The following is a 16293-nucleotide window of genomic DNA, read 5'->3' as shown; positions in this document are numbered from 1 at the left end:
CGGGGTGCCGGAACATCGCGTACGCCGCCCCGTGGGGCGTCGGAGGAACAACGCCCCACGGGTGTGCGCGGGTTCCGGCACCCGGCACCGGTCAGTCGCGGGCGATCCCGGGGGCGATGTCCTCGTACCGCTCCACGGGCGTCCCGCCGCGAGCGGCGGAGCCGTTCACGGCCCCCGTCGCCGCCTTCGACGACTTCGCGGGCTTGCCGCAGAACGCCGACTCCAGCGTGCGGGCCATCGTGTTCAGGACGGTGCCGTTGTTCGAGGTGTTGGCCAGGGCCGTCACACTGCGCCCGCCGTCCTTCGAGGTGAAGGCGTACGTGTAGTAGCCCTGCACGGTGCCCGTGTGGCCGTACACCGAGACCCCGCACGACAGATCGCGCCGGCGCAGGCCGAGCCCGTACCCCTGGGTGCTGTTGACGGGCACCCACTGCTGCATCTGCGCGAGCTGCGCGGCCGACGTCAGTTCGCCGCGCAGCAGGGCCGAGAAGAAGGTGTCCAGGTCCCGGGTGGTGGAGATGACCGCGCCCGCGCTCTGCGCCCACGAGACGGTCTGCTCGGTCGAGTCGACGAGCGTCCCGTCGGCCACGTCGGGCGGGAGGTAGCCCTTGGCGTGCCGCCCGGCGATCGTGGTCCTCGGGTGCACGTAGGAGGTGTCACGCAGGCCGAGCGGCTTGATGATGCGGCTCTTGTACGCGGACTGCACGGACTTGCCCGTCAGCTTCTCGATGAGCATGCCCGCGACGACGAAGTTGGTGTTGGAGTACGAGTAGGCGGCGCCCGGCGCGTTGCCGAGAGGCTTCTCCAGGGACAGGTCGATCAGTTCCTGGTAGCTGAAGACCTTGTTGCGCACGGCCTCGAAGCCCGGGACCGTGTCGGCGAACATGTCGTTGGTGTAGTCGTACAGTCCGCTGCGGTGGCTCAGCACGTGGCGCACCGTGATGCGGTCGTCGGGCAGCAGGCCCGGCAGATAGGTGTCGACCGGGGTGTCCAGGTCGAGCGCGCCCTCGTCGACCAGTTGCAGCAGGACCACCGCGGAGAAGCTCTTGGTGACGCTGCCGACGCGGAAGCGGTCGGCGTTGGTGATGGCCCGTCCGGTGGTCCGGTCCGCGACCCCCTCGGCCACCTCGTGGACCGTGCCGTCGTCCTCGACGCGTGCGATGGCGCCGGGCGCTCCCTGCGTCAGCGCGGTCCGCAGCACCTCGCGCAGCCCCGCCACGTCGGGCGCCGCGAGATCCTCGGCGGTCTGCGCCGGGTGCGCCTGCACGGAGCGGTTGCCGGCGTCGGCCGGTGCCGCGGTCGCCGTCTGCGCGGGAACGGCCACCACGGAGAGCAGGACCGCCCCCAGTGCCGCCGTGCCCCTGACCGTCATTCCTGAGACCATCTGCGTCGTTCTCCAAGTCGTCGATTCGTCGTCCGCCGGGCGGATCCGGCTGCGTGCCGCGCCGTGGGTCACGGCGTCGGCACCCTCTTGTACGCGCCCGGTCCACCCGCCGGTTGCATCGGCGGAGGTGAATTCCCGGCCGTCCTTGTGAAGGGCGTGCGGGAGCGCAGGCGACCCGCCCGGGGGCGGCGTGCCGCCCGGTGCCCGGCGGGTGCCAGACTGACCCTCATGGAAGAGCGCGAATTCAGCAGGTCAGGACAGCACGCATCGGTCGTCGGCCTCGGTACGTGGCAGCTCGGCGCCGACTGGGGCGACGTGGACGACAAGGACGCCCTGGCGGTCCTGGAGGCCGCCGCCGAGTCGGGGGTGACGTTCTTCGACACCGCCGACGTGTACGGCGACGGGCGCAGCGAGGCGACCATCGCCGCGTTCCTGCGCGGCCGGCCCGACCTGCGGGTGCTGGTCGCGACGAAGATGGGCCGCCGGGTCGACCAGGTCCCGGAGAACTACGTCCTGGACAACTTCCGCGCCTGGAACGACCGGTCGCGCCGCAACCTCGGCGTCGACCGCCTCGACCTGGTGCAGCTGCACTGCCCGCCGACCCCCGTGTACTCGTCGGACGAGGTGTTCGACGCCCTCGACACGCTGGTGGCGGAGGAGCGCATCGCCGCCTACGGGGTGAGCGTCGAGACGAGCGACGAGGCGCTGACCGCGATCGCCCGGCCGGGCGTGGCGAGCGTCCAGATCATCCTCAACCCGTTCCGCATGAAGCCCCTGCGGCAGGTGCTGCCCGCGGCCCGGGAGGCCGGCGTCGGCATCATCGCCCGCGTGCCGCTCGCCTCGGGGCTGCTCTCCGGCAAGTACACGAAGGACACGGTGTTCGCGGAGAACGACCACCGTACGTTCAACCGGCACGGCGAGGCGTTCGACCAGGGCGAGACCTTCTCCGGCGTCGACTACGCCACCGGGGTGGAGGCGGCGGCCGAGTTCTCCGCGCTCGCCCCGGAGGGGGTCACCCCGGCGCAGCTGGCGCTGGCCTGGATCGTCCGGCAGCCGGGTGTGACCACGGTCATCCCGGGCGCCCGGTCCCCCGAACAGGCCCGCGCCAACGCGGCGGCGGGCAGCCTGCCCGCCCTCTCCCCGGAGACCCTGACGGCGATCACGGAGCTGTACGACCGCCGTGTCAAGGACCAGGTCGAGAGCCGCTGGTAGCCGCAGCGCGGGCCGCGGGTGACCTGTGACGGCCACCCGCGGCCCGCCCGCGGCGGGCGTCATCCCGCCAGTTCCCGCGCCCGTCGCGCCGCCTCCCGGACGGAACCCCGGTGCACGGGGCCGTGCCCGGGCACCAGCACGTCGCCCGACAGCCCCTCGAACACGTCCAGCGAGGCCAGCGCGGCCCCTCGCTCGCGGTCGAACATGACGGGCAGCAGCTGCGGCCCCGTCACCCGCGACGTGGGGTGCCCGCCGACCAGCCCGTCGCCCGAGATCACCACCCCCGCCCGCGGCAGGTGGAACGCGCAGTGGCCGTCCGTGTGCCCGGGCGTGTGCACGGGGACGGGACGGCCGGGCAGGTCGAGCGCCCCCTCGACGGGGAACGCCCGCGGCTCCGCGACCGGGACGTGGGCGGTGCCCCCGGAGCGCAGTGCGTGCACGGACCACGGCAGCACCCCGGGCCGCCAGGCGTTCCGCAGGACGCGCCCCACCGACACCTGGTGCAGGAAGTCCCGCCGCGCGTGCGGGACCTCGGCCGCGTGGGTGAGGACCGGCGTGCCGTACACACTGCTGAAGTACTCGGCCGAACCGAGGTGGTCGTTGTGGGCGTGCGTCACCAGGACGGCCGTGACGGCCTCGGGCGAGCTCCCCACGGCGGCGAGGGACGCGAGGACCCTCTCGCGGTCACCGGGGTACCCCGTGTCCACGAGGGTGACGGCGTCCCCCTCGGTGAGTATCACCCAGTTGGTGTTGCTCCCGTGCACGAGATGGACGCCGTCGGCGACGTGCCGGATGTCTGCCTGCATGATCGTCCCGAACCTGGAGGTCTCTGCCCGACGGATGCCCGACGGATGCCTGACAGGCACAGCCAAGCAGATCCGCGGCCGTCTCAGCGCAGCGGGTCGGACGAGGCGCGCATCGACCTCAGTGCCAGGAGCAGTACGGCGATGTCGTCGAAGTAGGCCGGGTCGGGCATCAGGTCGGCCGGCAGCACGACATAGGCGATGGCTCCCCAGAAGACCCACCGGGGCCCGGTCGGCAGCCCGGCACGGCGCAGGTCCCGCCGGGTGCGCACCAGACGGACGGTGAGGACGACCGCCGCCGCGAGCGCCACCGCCAGCACGGCCGCGACGACGGCGACCACGATCCACGTGTTGGTGTCCATGAGCCCTCCCTGACGCGACCGGTACTCCGGTACGGATGCCCAGGTTCGCCCCGTCATCACGGCCGGGCCGCTCCGACACGCGGCGCGGTGCGCCGGAACACCGTCCGCCACCCGCCTACTCTGTGCTTTCGACAGGCCACCGCGAGTCACCCGGGCGGGTGGTCCGAATGACGGGTGGTCCGAATGAACAGTGGGACGACAGTGGGATGTGCGCGTTGAAGATCGCCTGTGTCGGCGGCGGCCCCGCCGGTCTGTACTTCTCGATCCTGATGAAGCGGCAGGACCCGGGCCACGACATCACCGTCCATGAACGCAACCCGGCCGGTTCGACCTACGGATGGGGTGTGACGTACTGGGGGAGCCTGCTGGAGAAGCTGGCGGCGGGCGACCCCGGATCGGCGCGTGCCGTGCGGGAGAACTCGGTCCGCTGGAGCGACGGCGTCGCGCACATCGGCGACCGCACGACCAGGCACCACGGCGACGAGGGCTTCGGCATCGGCCGCGGCCGGCTGCTGGACGTCCTCGCCGGGCGGGCCCGCTCGCTGGGCGTGCGGGTCGAGTTCGAGGACGAGATCGCCGAAGGGGCCCCGCTGCCCGCCGCCGACCTGGTCGTCGCCTGCGACGGGGTCCGCAGCGGGGTGCGCGAGCGCCACGCCGCCCACTTCGGGACCGAGACCGTGCTCGGCCGCAACACCTACATCTGGCTGGGCACCACGAAGGTCTTCGACGCGTTCACCTTCGCCTTCGTGGAGACACCGCACGGCTGGATCTGGTGCTACGCCTACGGCTACGGAGAGGACCGCAGCACCTGCGTCGTCGAGTGCTCGCCGTGGACGTGGACGGGCCTCGGTCTCGACCGGGCCGGCGAGGCGGAAGGGCTCGCGCTCCTCGAAGGGCTCTTCGCCGGCCTGCTGGACGGTCACCGGCTCATCGGCCGGACGGCCGCGGGCGGCAGCGCCCGGTGGCTGAACTTCCGCACCCTCACCAACCGCACCTGGTCCCACGGCAACGTCGTCCTGCTCGGCGACGCCGCCCACACCACGCACTACTCCATCGGCGCCGGCACCACCCTCGCCCTGGAGGACGCCATCGCCCTCGCCGGCGCCCTGGGCGCGCGGTCCGGGGCCGGGCCCGCCGGGCTCGCGCCGGCCCTCGCCGCGTACGAGAAGGAGCGCAGGGCGGCACTGCTGCCCGTGCAGAGCGCGGCCCGGTACAGCGCGCAGTGGTACGAGAACCTGCCGCGCTACATCACCCTGCCACCGGCGCAGATGTTCGCGCTCCTCGGCCAGCGCCACTCGCCGCTGCTGCCGTACGTGCCGCCGCAGCTCTACTACCGGATCGACCGGGCGGCCGGGCGGCTGGAGTCCCTGCGCCGGTTCAAGCGCTGGCTGGGCCCGAAGGTGGCACGCACCCTGCACGGCACGAACAGCTGACCGCACGAACAACTGATCATCCGTCAATACGACACCCGTATGGCGCGAATGGCGGTGTTGCCCGCGGGGCGGGAGGTGCGCGAGCGTGCCGGGTCATGGACCGAGACCCGGGCGCCGCCGCCCTCCCCCTCTCCCGCCGCCGGCTCCTCGCGGCCGCGGGCGCCGCCGGAACCGCCACCGCCCTGGGGGCCGCCCCCGTCCCCGCGGTCGCCGCGCCGCGCACCGGGACCCTCCTGTCCTTCACCGGGGCGACCAACGGTGCGGCGACCCCGGCGCCCGGCGGGGACCGGCTTATCGCCGAGGTCCAGAGCGTGCTGTGGTCGATCCCGCGCGCCGGGGGCCGGGCCGTCCCCCTCACCCCGGCGGACCTCGAACCGAACCGGCCCGTGTACGCCCCGGACGGCGCGCTCGTCGCCTTCTGCGCCTACCGGGACGGCGGCTTCCACCTCTGGACGATGCGGCCCGACGGTTCGGACGTGCGCCGCCGCACCGACGGCCCCTTCGACGACCGCGGCCCGGCCTGGTCGCCCGACGGCACCCGCCTGGTCTTCGCCTCCGAGCGCGGCGGCGACCCGGTGGCCGGTAGCCCGTACCGCATCCACGTACTGGACCTGCGCTCCGGGGACATCCGCCCGCTGACCGGACTGGCCGGTCAGCCGGGCCCCCTGCAGGACGGGCCCTGGGAGGACTTCGACCCCGTCTGGTCGCCCGACGGGAAGCGCGTCCTGTTCGTACGCGCGCGGGGCGTCACCACCGCGACCGGGGCCGGGGTCGAGGCCCGGACCGTCGCGGCCGTCCCCGCCGACGGCGGCGGCCCGGTCGTCGTGGAGCACACCGACACCACGGGCGCGCAGATCATGACCCCGGCGCTCGCGCCGGACGGCGCCCGGCTGGCGTACCTGCGGACCACCGCCCCGCCCGCGGGCTCCTGCACGCTCGTCGTCGACGGCGAGCCCGTCGAGGTCGCCGGCGACCTCGCGCCCGTGCCGCCCCGCTGGACGGAGGCCGGCGAGCTGCTGCTGAACGTGGACGGCGCCTTCACCCTCGTACGGCCGCGGCAGCCGGCGCGGACGGAGGTGATCCCCTTCGAGGGCACGCTGCCCGTGCACCGGCCGCGCCGCCGGGTCAAGGGGTACGACCTGGGGGAGGGGCGGGCCCGCCCGGTACGGGGCATCCATCTGCCCGCCCTGTCGCCCGACGGCGGGCACATCGCCTTCGCGGCCCTCAACTCGCTGTGGCTGGCCCGCAGCACGGGCGGCGGGGCGCCGGAGCGGCTGCGCCGGGCGGCGCCCACGCAGTACCTGCTCGGCCCCTCGTGGTCGCGCGACGGACGTTCGCTGCTGTACGCGGACGACCGGGACGGGCTGCTCGGGGTGTACCGGCTGGATCCGGCCACCGGCGAGGAGAGCGCCCTGGCGACCGGCGGACGGGTCCACCCCGCCCTGTCGCCCGACGGGACACGGCTCGCCTGTCTGGACCTGACCGGCCGGCTCGTCGTCCGGGACCTCGCGAGCGGCACGGAGGAGGTGCTCGCGGCCCCGCTCGGCGCGGGTGGGCTGCCCGGCCGGCCCAGCTGGTCGCCGGACGGCCGGTACCTGGCGTTCTGCGACCGCAACCGCCTCAACCTCCGCTTCCGGGAGGGCCACAACCTCGTCCGGGTCGTCGACACCGGGACCGGGCGGGACCGGCTGCACGCGGTGGCCCCGCACGTCTCGATCGCCGACCGCTACGACTCGGGACCCGTCTGGTCGCCCGACGGCCGCTGGATGGCCGTGGTCGTGGAGTCCGCGCTCTGCCTGCTGCCCGTCGAGCCCGACGGCACCCCGGCCGGCGCGTTGCGCCCCCTCACCGCCGAACCGGCCGACCACCCCTCCTGGTCCGGCGACTCACGGACCCTGCTGTACCTCTCCGGTGCCCGGCTGCGGCTGACCGGCGTCGACGGCGGCCCGGCGCGCACCGTCCGGGTACCGCTGGACCGGCGCGGGCCCGCGCCCGCGGACACGGTGGTGCACGCCGGACAGCTCTGGGACGGCACGGACGGGCCGGTACGGGACGACGTCGACATCGTCGTCCGCGGCGGACGCGTCACCGCGGTCGAACCCCACCGGCGGCGCGGCGCGCTCACCGGGATCGACGCTTCCGGGCGGACCGTCGTACCCGGCCTCTGGGACACCCACACCCACCCGTGGCAGACCACCTACGGCGGCCGGCAGACGGCCGGCCAGCTCACCTACGGCATCACCACCGCCGTGTCCCTCGGCGGGTTCGCCCACGAACAGGCCCGCATCCGCGAGGCGGTGTACGCCGGGCAGCTGGCCGGCCCCCGGCTGCTGACGACCGGCGAACTCCTCGACGGCTCCCGGGTCGCGTACAGCATGGGGCGCGCCCACCGCACGAGGCGGGGGCTGCGGCGCTCGCTGGAGCGGGGCGCCGCGCTGGACTGGGACTTCGTGAAGACCTATGTGCGGGCGCCGGGCTGGGTGATGGAGGAGGCCGCGCGCTTCGGGCACGAGCGGCTCGGCGTGCGCTCGGGCAGCCACCTGCTCTCGCCCGGCGTACAGCTCGGACAGGACCTGACGACCCACCTGCAGGCGACGCAGCGCGCCGAGACCGGGCACGCGACCACCTCCTCCGGGCGTGCCTACCAGGACCTCCTGGAGATCTACACCGCGCGGGGCGCCGACTTCGGTCTCATCGCCACCCCGTTCACCTCGGCGCCCCTCCTGGGCGCCGACCCCGGGCTCGCCGACGATCCCCGGGTCACGGCCGTGATGCCGCCCTGGGACACCGCCCTCGTCCGGCAGGGCGCGGGCCTCCCCCCGACCCCGGCGCAACTCGCCGCGCTGCGCACGGAGACCGACGTCTACCGGCGGATCCTGGCCGCGGGCGGTCTCGTCGCCCTCGGCACCGACCAGCCGCTGGTGCCCGTGGGCCTCTCCCTCCACCTCGGGCTGCGCGCGCTGCACCGGGGCGGCCTGTCCCCGGCCGAGGCGCTGCGCACGGTGACCGTGCTGCCCGCCCGGCTCTTCGGCCTCGACGGCGACCTCGGCACGGTCCGGCCGGGCGCGCTCGCCGACCTGACGGTGGTGGACGGCGACCCCTTCACCGACTTCGACGCGCTGGTCCGTACGGTCGCCGTGCTGCGGGGCGGGGTCCCGTACACGACCGACGGCCTGGTGGCCGCCTACCGGTCCGCGTCCCCCGCCGCCCCGCGCGGGGCGGCGGGCGCGGAGGGCTGGCTGGAGGCGGGACGGCTGATGCGGCGGGAGGGATGCTGCGACGCGGGTTCCTGAGGCGCGGGCCCGGGCAACCGGTCATCGGCGGGCAGCGGTTGGAACAGGATCGTCCGGAAAACGCCGCAAACGTCGTCCGGATCGGCATGACCGATCGTGCGCCGTCGCAACCAATGTGACGAAAGAAGGCCACTGCGGCCCCACGCCGGGATACGCTGCCCCGCGCACCCACGTTCGAGTCCGCGCACGTGGGAGCCGGTCATCCCGGTCTGTTCGTGTGCGGGTTCGGTACTGCCCAACGCGAGAGACGAACCGTCCGGTCTGACCTGCCACCCTCACCGCGACCCGGTGAACCCCAGCACGTCACCGGCAGGCTCCACGCGGCCGGGCACCGATCAACCAGGCGTCCACCCCGGTCCGTACGCGCAGTGCGGCCCCTGGGGCGGGTCGCCCCGAACCCCCGTCAGGGCGGCCTCGGCTCGAACTCGGCACCGAACAGAACGCACCACGGACTCCGCGGGAACCGTGCGCCGCGGACGGCTCCCTCCCGGCCTGCCGGTCCGGCCGGGAGCGGACGTCACCGGTGCACAGCCGGCCGCCGGGTTCCACCGAACCGCCTTTCATCCAGTGAGGAACAATGAGCATGCGCGCCCGCACCACCGTAGCTGCGGCCATTTCGACGGCCCTGTCCCTGTCCCTCACCGCGTGCGGCGGGGATTCCGGCACGGGCAGCGACGGAAAGGCCGCGTCCGTGGGCATCGCCATGCCCACCAAAACGTCCCAGCGGTGGCTCAACGACGGCCAGAACATGGTCGACGAGCTCAAGGGGTTCGGTTACACCACCACCCTCAAGTACGCCGACAACGACCCGAAGAACCAGGTCGCGCAGGTGGAAGCCATGATCGACAGCGGTGTCGACGCCCTGGTGATCGCCTCGGTGGACGGAAAGGTGTTCACCGACGTCCTGGAGAAGGCGGAGTCCGCCAACATACCGGTGGTCTCCTACGACCGGCTGATCCTCGGCACCCCCAACGTCGACTACTACGCGAGCTTCGACAACGTGAAGGTCGGCACGCTGCAGGCCGACTTCATCACCGAGGGGCTCGGGCTCGTCAACGGCAGCGGGAAGGGCCCGTTCACCGTCGAGCTCTTCGCCGGATCCCCCGACGACAACAACACGCGCTACTTCTACGAGGCGGCCATGGACGTCCTGCAGCCGTACATCCAGAAGGGCAGCCTGATCGTCAGGTCCGGCGAGACCGACCTCAAGGAGATCACCACCCCGCGCTGGGACGGCCCCACGGCCGAGAAGCGCATGAACGAGCTCCTCGACGCGGAGTACGCCGACCAGGACATCGACGCGGTCCTGTCCCCGTACGACGGTATGTCGCTCGGCATCATCAAGGCGCTGAAGGAGCACGGCTACGGCACCCCGGAGAAGCCGCTGCCCATCGTCACGGGGCAGGACGCCGAGGTGCCCTCGATCAAGTCGATCATCGACGGTGAGCAGTCGCAGACCGTCTACAAGGACACCCGCGAGCTCGCGCTGGTGACCGCGTACATGGTCAACTCCATGGTCCACAAGAAGAAGCCGGCGCTGAACGACACCAGGACGTACGACAACGGGAAGAAGGTCGTTCCCGCGTACCTCCTGGAGCCCGTGGGCGTCGACAAGGCCAACTACGAGCAGGTGCTGGTCGACTCCGGCTACATCAAGGAGAGCGACCTGAAGTAGGGCGTGCGCGGGTGCGGGGCGGGGAGACACGTCTCCCCGCCCCGCACCCGCGTGCGGGGTGCCCGCCGGCCGGTACCGGCCGGCGGAGCGGTGTCGGTCGCGCCGTGTCAGTTGACGAAGACCGCCGGGCCGCCGGCCTGCGAGGTGTCGGCGACCGGGGCGTACTTGGCGGTGAAGTAGCCGTTGTTGAAGCACAGCGACGAGCCGGAGAACTTGATGAACTGCTGCTTCGAGAACGAGATGCTGTTGTCGGCGTTGTTCACCGTGCCGGACAGGCTGGGCGCCCGGTAGACGCAGGTGACGGTGCCGAGCAGCGTGCGCAGGACGGCCGTCGTCTGGATGCTCGAACCGGCGGGGGGCGTGATGGTGAGGCTGCCCCCGGAACTCACGGCCGCGGTGTAGGGCAGGTTGTCGACCGTGACGCGGGTGACGCCCAGCACGCCGGTGACGTTGCTGGAGCAGCTCGCGCTGTCGAAGGTGTGGGCGGTGACCGACTCGGTGGCCGTGCCGGGCGCGGCCGGGTTGTCGAGGACCCTGGCCACGAAGGCCGACGACGAACAGGAGACGCCGCTCGTGCCGGTGGCGCTGGAGTAGAGCGTGGCGCTCGTGCCGGCGGCCAGGGAGGCGCTGAGGACGTCACCGGCGGCGACCGCCGTTCCGCCGGCGCCGCCGGTGGTCAGGACCGTGCCGTCGGCCGCCGAGGCGGGACCGGCCGCCGAGAGGGCGAGGGCCGTGACGGCACAGGCCAGGGCGAGGGAAGTCCGAGTACGCATGCGGGTGCCTCATTCCGGAGTGGGGGTGGGAGAGGGGCCGCCGCCGGCCCGTCGCGCCTTCTCCGTACGCGACGGGCCGGCGGCTGCTGCCGGCCGACCGGCCGGAGGCGTCGAAGGACGGCCCCCGGCACGGGACCGGCGGGCAGGGTGGCCGGACGCGGTCCCGAAGGGGGAAGCGGCCGTGCCGGTGCCGTGGAGGGATGACTGCGGAGCGCATGTGCGGTCGGTCTGCGAGCGGCGGCCTGCCGGCCGTGTGACGGGACGGAACCCGGGAAGCGGCGTGCGTCATCGGTCGGACCCGGCGCCACGGATCCCTGCGCAGCCAGGGAGAGTTGTAGACCTGACGGATGTTCAACGTCAAGGTGCAGGAAGCAAGTTGACGCTCAATCGGCCGGCGGCGGCGTGGTCGGCGGCGTGGTCGGCGGTGCGGGATCGCACCGGCCTTCCTTTTCGTGCGGGATGCTTGACCCTTGTCACTTACCGCGGGTAACTTCCGTCGCGGCTACTGCTGCGTAACGAGAAAGTCCTTGCGCCCCACGGGAGGCGTCAGGAGGCGTGCGCCGCGGCCGCCGTCCGCGCCAGGACGACGTGCCACCTGGAGCGTGCCACCTGATACGTGCCATCCGGATGCGCCGTCCGAACCGAAGTCCCACCTCGCGTCGACCATGCCCAGGGAGCAGAACATGGCCTCGTCCCCGGATGCCGGCTCGTCCGCCGGCGCCACCCCCGAGTCCTCCGGAGCACGGGAGGGCGGTTCCGTGCCGGAGGTGCCCGAGAGCCCCGGAAGACGGGGGCGGGTCCGGCTGCGCCGTGCCGCGGTGATGGCGGTCCCCGCCACCGCGGTGGCCGCGGGCCTCATGATCCTCACCGCCCAGGGGGCCCTGGGCGTGCAGTTCGCCATCTCCGGCATGCCGTTCACGGTCACCGCGACGAACCTCGACGGCGAGGGCTTCGCGCAGTTCGGCGCCCTCGACCAGATGGCCGAGGGCAGCCCCAACGAGGGCGACACCGGCGGCCAGGTCCTGGTGGTGGTCTCCGCGATCAAGAAGGCGACGCTCACCAAGCTCTGCCAGAGCGTCGACCTCGGCGGCACGAACCTGCTCATCACCGCGGGCCAGGGCTCGCAGAAGGTCTCCGCGACCAACCTCACCACCGACTCCACCGAGCTGTCGGGCAACGCGGCCTTCGACAACATCGAGATCGGCAACGACGCCAGCACGCTCGACAAGTCCCATGCGCGGGGCCCGAAGGGGGTCTTCAGCCAGCAGGCCGACACCGTCCACATCGCCAACCTGCGCCAGACCAACTACGCCACCACGGCGGCGGTGTTCAAGCTCCCCGGCCTGAAGCTCCGCTTCAGCGACCGGGGCTGCTGATGACCGCCTTCCGGCGCTGGCGTGCGGCCCGCCCGTTCTGGGGCGGACTGCTGCTCGCCCTGGGCGGGGCGGAGATCCTCCTCACGCAGAAGGCGTCGCTGAAGGTCGTCCTGCACATCGGCGCACAGGGCCTGGCCGGCTACCTCCTGCCGGTGCTGATGCTGATCTGCGGGCTGCTGATCCTGTTCAACCCCGCACAGCGCCTCTTCTACTCGATCTGCGGGGTCCTGGTCTCCCTGGGCACCTGGCTCACCTCGAACCTGGGCGGGTTCCTGATCGGCCTCCTGCTCGGTGTCACCGGCAGCTGCCTGGCCTTCGGCTGGCTGCCGGACCAGGAACCCCGTCCCGCCCGTTCGTGGCGCCGCGGCCGGGTGCCGGCGGCCCGTCCGTGACGGGGCCGCGGCGACCCGCCGCGGCCCCGGGGCCTCAGTCCCCGGAACCGGGCCGCGGGGCGGGGGAGTGCTTGCGGTGGCTGGTGTCGCACCAGGGATAGATGCGGCTGCGCCGGCACGTGCACAGGGCCACGCAGAAGCGGTCGGAGGACACCGTCGTGCCGTCCTCCAGGGCGATCTCGACGGGGCCCTCCACGAGCATGGGGCCGTCACGGCGGGCGACGATCCGGCGCGGACGTCCGGCGGGCATGTCAGGCACGGCCGTTCACCGTCCTTCCTGTTCCCTGTCCGAAGGGGTGGTGCGGCCGGCGCGGGAACGCGGCCGGCGCGGTCATACGGCGGTCCGCAGCGACGACTGCCCCGAGCGCCACGCCGCCAGCAGCCGGTCCGCGAGGCGGTCCTCCAGCCAGCCGGTGGCGTCGGCACCGAACGCGATGTCCCCGTCGAGGTGGGGCTCCTCCTCCAGCAGGCCCGCGACGACCTCCCGGCGTACGACCTGCTCGTGCACCGCGTCCGCCTCGACGTGCTCGGCGTAGAAGTACTCGGCCGCCCGGCCGGCCCCGGTACGCCGCATCGCCTTCGCGAGCCGCCTGGAACCGGGGGACGACGTGATCTCCACCGCGGCGAAGTGACCCACCAGCGCGCCGCGCAGCGCCCGGTGCAGACCGAAGAGGGACATCATGTTCACGATGGCCAGGGCTTCGGCACCGCTCGCGTCCAGGTAGCGTCCGTACGCCGGATCCAGGTCCAGGTCGGTCATGAGGTCGGCGAACAGCTTGGCGTGCACGCGATCGGCGCGCCCCGCCCCGTACTCGTCGAACTCCACCGCCGCCATGCCGGCCTTCGCCCGCCCCCACAGGCGGGGCAGGACCCAGGCGTGCGGGTCGGCTTCCTTGAGGTGGTAGACCGAGCGCAGCGCTGCGTACTCGCGCAGCTGCCACAACTCGCCCTTGTCCTGGAGGAAATGGGAGACGCCCTGGCCGTCGAGGGGTTCGACGAGCAGCTCGTCCAGTGCCTCGTCGGCGTGTCCGTGCCGGGTCGCCCGTGCGCGCAGGACCGCCAGGAACGGCTTCTCCAGGGCGGCGCGCAACCGCAGCAGTTCCGGGTCCCACTCGCGGTCGTCGCCGACGCCCGCGAAGCCCCGGTAGTGCAGCTCGTAGCAGAGGTACAGGGCGAGCTGGAGGTCGTCGCCGAGCGGGTCGGCGCCGGCGAGCGCCGCCCCGTCGGGCAGGGGTCCCGCGTCACGCAGGTACTCGATGAGCGCCGCGGAGATCTCCCCGCGGCTCGGGGGGAGTGCCGGTTCCGCGCCCGGGCGCTTGACTGCAGGTTCCATGCGGAACGGGTACCCGTGATCGGGAACCCCTCACCTGCGCGTCAGCCCTCCCGGGCGCCGGAACGGGCGGGCCGGGAGGGCCGGGAGGGCGGACCGCCCGCGGCGGCGCCCATGGCGGCGGCGCGGGTCAGGTGGGACCGGGGCCACCGCTCCCGAAGCCGCTGCCGCTGCCGCTGTTCCGGTCCCAGGTCGGGGAACCCTGTTCCGGCGCGCGGTGCGACGTGCCGCCACCCAGGTCGTGCGGGGACATCCGGTCGCCCCGGGACACCTCGTCGGGCTCGCGCCGTTCACGCACCTCGCCCACGGGGCCCGACTCCGGGAGGCGGGGCTGCTCCTCGGGGCGGGGCGGCGGGGGCTGCTTGGAGCGCTGCCGGCGCCCCCATGAGACGGCGAAGATCAGGCCACCGACGACGATGATGCCGATCAGGAACGGCACGATTCCGCCCTCCGCCGAGCCCGAGGCGGCCAGTGGTGTCACGTTGTAGTCCATTGCCTCCGGGTTACCCTGCGCCACCGTCCGAAACAGTGCCGCGGCTCACCGGCCCCCCGTCCGCGGATTGCTTCCCGCCCGTGGACCGCTCGGCCTTCACCCTCTCCGATCGACCGATCGAGGTAAGTAATGCTATGAAATGAATAGTTTGGATATGTCCTCTTTGGGGGATTTTATGAACAGTGCTTCGGATTGGAGGCACGTCCGTGGAAGCTGGTGAGCCAGACCTGCCTCGGTTGTGTCCCGGCCGGGCCCTCTGTGCGCCCTCCCGCGGTGACTGAGTTCCGAGAGCACGCTCCGAGGGAGATGCGACGCACCATGCCGATCACCGTGAGGACGAAGCAGCATCCCCATGACGACGCCCCCGACACGGCGGCGGCCTTCGAACGGCTCGCCTCCCTCCCGGAGGGGCCCGAGCGGCGGGCCCTGCGCGAAGGGCTGGTGCGGGACTGGCTGCCCATGGCGAACCGTATCGCCATGCGGTACCGGGGCAGGGGGGAGTCCGTCGAGGACCTCGTCCAGGTGGCGGCCCTCGGTCTCGTGAAGGCCGTCGACCGCTACGACCCGGAGCGCGGCAACGCCTTCGAGAGCTATGCCATCCCGACCATCACCGGCGAGATCAAACGGCACTTCCGCGACCACATGTGGGTTCTCCATGTGCCGCGGCGCGTCCAGGACCTGCGCAACCGGGTCCGCGCCGCCGCGAAGGAGCTGGGGCAGACCACCCAGGGCCGCCGGCCCACCGTCGCCGAGATCGCCGCGCACGCGGGGATGAGCGAGGACGACGTCAGGGCCGGGTTCGAGGCGCTCGACAGCTTCACCGCCCTCTCCCTCGACGCGGAACTGCCCGGCAGCGACGACGGCTACGCCCTCGGTGACGCCCTCGGTGAGTCCGACACCGGGTTCGACCTGGTCGTGGACCGCGAGGCCGTCAAGCCCTGCATCGCCGCGCTGCCCGAACGTGAGCGGACCATCCTCTACCTGCGCTTCTTCCGGGGCATGACCCAGGGGCGCATCGCCGAGCACCTGGGCATCTCGCAGATGCACGTCTCGCGACTGCTCAGCGGGTGCTGTGCCAGGGTGCGCGACGAGGCCCTCGCCGATCCGGACCCCGAACCCGGTGCCGGTTCCGGTTCCGGTTCCGGCCACGGTCGCGGCCCCGGCTGAACCTGCCGGCCGCGCGGGCGGGCGGAACGGAGCCAGCCGCCCGTCCCGGGGTGCTCCCGGGCCGGGCGGCTGCGCGGCGAGCTCACTGCCGAACCCTCCCGGGAGAGGTTTGCCAGCGACCCGTCACCGTCCGGAGTAACCAGCGGAGCGTGGGCAAAACACCTCGTCACGAGGGCCCCACGGGGTTCCGGAACGTGACGTCCGCACGGCGGAACGCCTGCCGGGCCGCGCGCCCCTCCGAACGACCGTCACGCAGAGTGTCCCATCGTCACGGATTGCGAAGGGTGTGCGGCGGGCGCAGGGTGGAGGGGCCAGTCGACCCCGTCGGAAGGACGGAACACCATGAGCAAGGCGAAGAGCAAGGCCAAGCAGATGAAGGGCAAGCTGAAGGAGACCGCGGGCCGGGTCATGCACGACAAGTCCATGGAGGGCGAGGGCCGCGGCGAGCAACTGGCCGACAAGGCCCAGCAGGCCACCACCAGGGCGTCCCGGCGCATGAAGAGGCCCGGCAGCTGAGAACCGGGGACGCCCGTACGCGCGGCACGCCCCCGGACGGTCACGGGACCCTTCCCCGACCGTCCGGGGGCGTTCCCGCGTCCC

15 protein-coding genes are annotated in these 16293 nt (G+C 73.0%); 8 read left to right on the top strand and 7 right to left on the bottom strand.

The genetic code is table 11. The features are described from left to right. Positions 1–91: 91 nt before the first annotated feature. Positions 92–1372, bottom strand: coding sequence for a serine hydrolase domain-containing protein (locus tag KM933_RS25570; RefSeq protein WP_260334146.1), 1281 nt, complete (start codon positions 1370–1372; stop codon positions 92–94). Between the two features lie 240 nt (positions 1373–1612). Between KM933_RS25570 and KM933_RS25565 the strand changes: the two genes are divergently transcribed. Continuing rightward, entirely contained in the window at positions 1613–2596 is a 984-nt protein-coding gene (locus KM933_RS25565; RefSeq protein WP_221356101.1) for an aldo/keto reductase, read from the top strand. 59 nt (positions 2597–2655) lie between these two features. Here the strand turns inward: KM933_RS25565 and KM933_RS25560 are convergent, their stop codons facing one another. Continuing rightward, positions 2656–3402, bottom strand: coding sequence for an MBL fold metallo-hydrolase (locus KM933_RS25560; RefSeq protein ID WP_221356099.1), 747 nt, complete (start codon positions 3400–3402; stop codon positions 2656–2658). Between the two features lie 83 nt (positions 3403–3485). Then, a complete protein-coding gene (locus tag KM933_RS25555; protein ID WP_221356097.1) occupies positions 3486–3761 on the bottom strand; it encodes a YkvA family protein in 276 nt (91 codons plus the stop codon). A 215-nt stretch (positions 3762–3976) separates the two neighbouring features. Between KM933_RS25555 and KM933_RS25550 the strand changes: the two genes are divergently transcribed. The 3 genes from KM933_RS25550 to chvE all read left to right on the top strand — a co-directional run bounded on the left by KM933_RS25550 (position 3977) and on the right by chvE (position 10162). Further along, positions 3977–5194, top strand: a complete 1218-nt coding sequence (locus KM933_RS25550; protein WP_221356199.1) for an FAD-dependent monooxygenase — start codon at positions 3977–3979, stop codon at positions 5192–5194. A 95-nt stretch (positions 5195–5289) separates the two neighbouring features. Beyond that, positions 5290–8487, top strand: coding sequence for an amidohydrolase family protein (locus KM933_RS25545; RefSeq protein ID WP_221356095.1), 3198 nt, complete (start codon positions 5290–5292; stop codon positions 8485–8487). Positions 8488–9070: 583 nt separating this feature from the next. Then, positions 9071–10162, top strand: coding sequence for a multiple monosaccharide ABC transporter substrate-binding protein (gene chvE / locus KM933_RS25540; RefSeq protein ID WP_221356094.1), 1092 nt, complete (start codon positions 9071–9073; stop codon positions 10160–10162). A 107-nt stretch (positions 10163–10269) separates the two neighbouring features. Here chvE and KM933_RS25535 read toward each other — a convergent pair whose 3' ends face one another. Next, positions 10270–10935, bottom strand: coding sequence for a Tat pathway signal sequence domain protein (locus tag KM933_RS25535; RefSeq protein ID WP_221356092.1), 666 nt, complete (start codon positions 10933–10935; stop codon positions 10270–10272). Between the two features lie 683 nt (positions 10936–11618). Here KM933_RS25535 and KM933_RS25530 point away from each other — a divergent pair. Together KM933_RS25530 and KM933_RS25525 are read left to right on the top strand one after the other, a co-directional pair. Continuing rightward, positions 11619–12311: a DUF6230 family protein gene (locus tag KM933_RS25530; protein WP_221356090.1), complete on the top strand. Its 693-nt coding sequence runs from the start codon at positions 11619–11621 to the stop codon at positions 12309–12311. Then, complete coding sequence (locus KM933_RS25525; RefSeq protein ID WP_221356089.1) at positions 12311–12703, top strand: DUF6114 domain-containing protein; 393 nt, start codon at positions 12311–12313, stop codon at positions 12701–12703. The genes KM933_RS25530 and KM933_RS25525 overlap by 1 nt, the downstream gene beginning before the upstream one ends. A 34-nt stretch (positions 12704–12737) precedes the next feature. Here KM933_RS25525 and KM933_RS25520 read toward each other — a convergent pair whose 3' ends face one another. The 3 genes from KM933_RS25520 to KM933_RS25510 form a co-directional block, all read right to left on the bottom strand. Continuing rightward, positions 12738–12962 (bottom strand): CDGSH iron-sulfur domain-containing protein, encoded by a 225-nt coding sequence (locus KM933_RS25520; RefSeq protein ID WP_221356087.1) that lies wholly within the window; start codon positions 12960–12962, stop codon positions 12738–12740. 72 nt (positions 12963–13034) lie between these two features. Continuing rightward, complete coding sequence (locus KM933_RS25515) at positions 13035–14036, bottom strand: iron-containing redox enzyme family protein (RefSeq protein WP_221356085.1); 1002 nt, start codon at positions 14034–14036, stop codon at positions 13035–13037. Between the two features lie 127 nt (positions 14037–14163). Beyond that, positions 14164–14526 (bottom strand): DUF6479 family protein, encoded by a 363-nt coding sequence (locus tag KM933_RS25510; RefSeq protein WP_221356084.1) that lies wholly within the window; start codon positions 14524–14526, stop codon positions 14164–14166. Between the two features lie 318 nt (positions 14527–14844). On the opposite strand from KM933_RS25510, the gene KM933_RS25505 reads away from it, so the two are divergent. Beyond that, positions 14845–15693 carry an RNA polymerase sigma factor SigF gene (locus KM933_RS25505; protein WP_221356083.1) on the top strand — a complete coding sequence of 283 codons (849 nt, stop codon included), beginning with the start codon at positions 14845–14847 and terminating at the stop codon, positions 15691–15693. Positions 15694–16035: 342 nt separating this feature from the next. Beyond that, complete coding sequence (locus tag KM933_RS25500; protein WP_221356082.1) at positions 16036–16209, top strand: CsbD family protein; 174 nt, start codon at positions 16036–16038, stop codon at positions 16207–16209. The last annotated feature ends 84 nt before the right edge of the window (positions 16210–16293 follow it).

The organism is Streptomyces beigongshangae (genome assembly GCF_019710745.1).
In the GTDB taxonomy this organism is placed as follows: Bacteria; Actinomycetota; Actinomycetes; order Streptomycetales; family Streptomycetaceae; genus Streptomyces; species Streptomyces beigongshangae.
This window is presented reverse-complemented; position numbering and strand designations above follow the sequence as displayed.

What these genes read in the sequence shown, in the direction of transcription:
- KM933_RS25570 (WP_260334146.1), bottom strand. Translation starts at nt 1,372, where the DNA reads ATGACGGTCAGGGGCACGGCGGCACTGGGGGCGGTCCTGCTCTCCGTG.
- KM933_RS25565 (WP_221356101.1), top strand. Translation starts at nt 1,613, where the DNA reads ATGGAAGAGCGCGAATTCAGCAGGTCAGGACAGCACGCATCGGTCGTC.
- KM933_RS25560 (WP_221356099.1), bottom strand. Translation starts at nt 3,402, where the DNA reads ATGCAGGCAGACATCCGGCACGTCGCCGACGGCGTCCATCTCGTGCAC.
- KM933_RS25555 (WP_221356097.1), bottom strand. Translation starts at nt 3,761, where the DNA reads ATGGACACCAACACGTGGATCGTGGTCGCCGTCGTCGCGGCCGTGCTG.
- KM933_RS25545 (WP_221356095.1), top strand. Translation starts at nt 5,290, where the DNA reads ATGGACCGAGACCCGGGCGCCGCCGCCCTCCCCCTCTCCCGCCGCCGG.
- chvE (WP_221356094.1), top strand. Translation starts at nt 9,071, where the DNA reads ATGCGCGCCCGCACCACCGTAGCTGCGGCCATTTCGACGGCCCTGTCC.
- KM933_RS25535 (WP_221356092.1), bottom strand. Translation starts at nt 10,935, where the DNA reads ATGCGTACTCGGACTTCCCTCGCCCTGGCCTGTGCCGTCACGGCCCTC.
- KM933_RS25530 (WP_221356090.1), top strand. Translation starts at nt 11,619, where the DNA reads ATGGCCTCGTCCCCGGATGCCGGCTCGTCCGCCGGCGCCACCCCCGAG.
- KM933_RS25525 (WP_221356089.1), top strand. Translation starts at nt 12,311, where the DNA reads ATGACCGCCTTCCGGCGCTGGCGTGCGGCCCGCCCGTTCTGGGGCGGA.
- KM933_RS25515 (WP_221356085.1), bottom strand. Translation starts at nt 14,036, where the DNA reads ATGGAACCTGCAGTCAAGCGCCCGGGCGCGGAACCGGCACTCCCCCCG.
- KM933_RS25510 (WP_221356084.1), bottom strand. Translation starts at nt 14,526, where the DNA reads ATGGACTACAACGTGACACCACTGGCCGCCTCGGGCTCGGCGGAGGGC.
- KM933_RS25505 (WP_221356083.1), top strand. Translation starts at nt 14,845, where the DNA reads ATGCCGATCACCGTGAGGACGAAGCAGCATCCCCATGACGACGCCCCC.
- KM933_RS25500 (WP_221356082.1), top strand. Translation starts at nt 16,036, where the DNA reads ATGAGCAAGGCGAAGAGCAAGGCCAAGCAGATGAAGGGCAAGCTGAAG.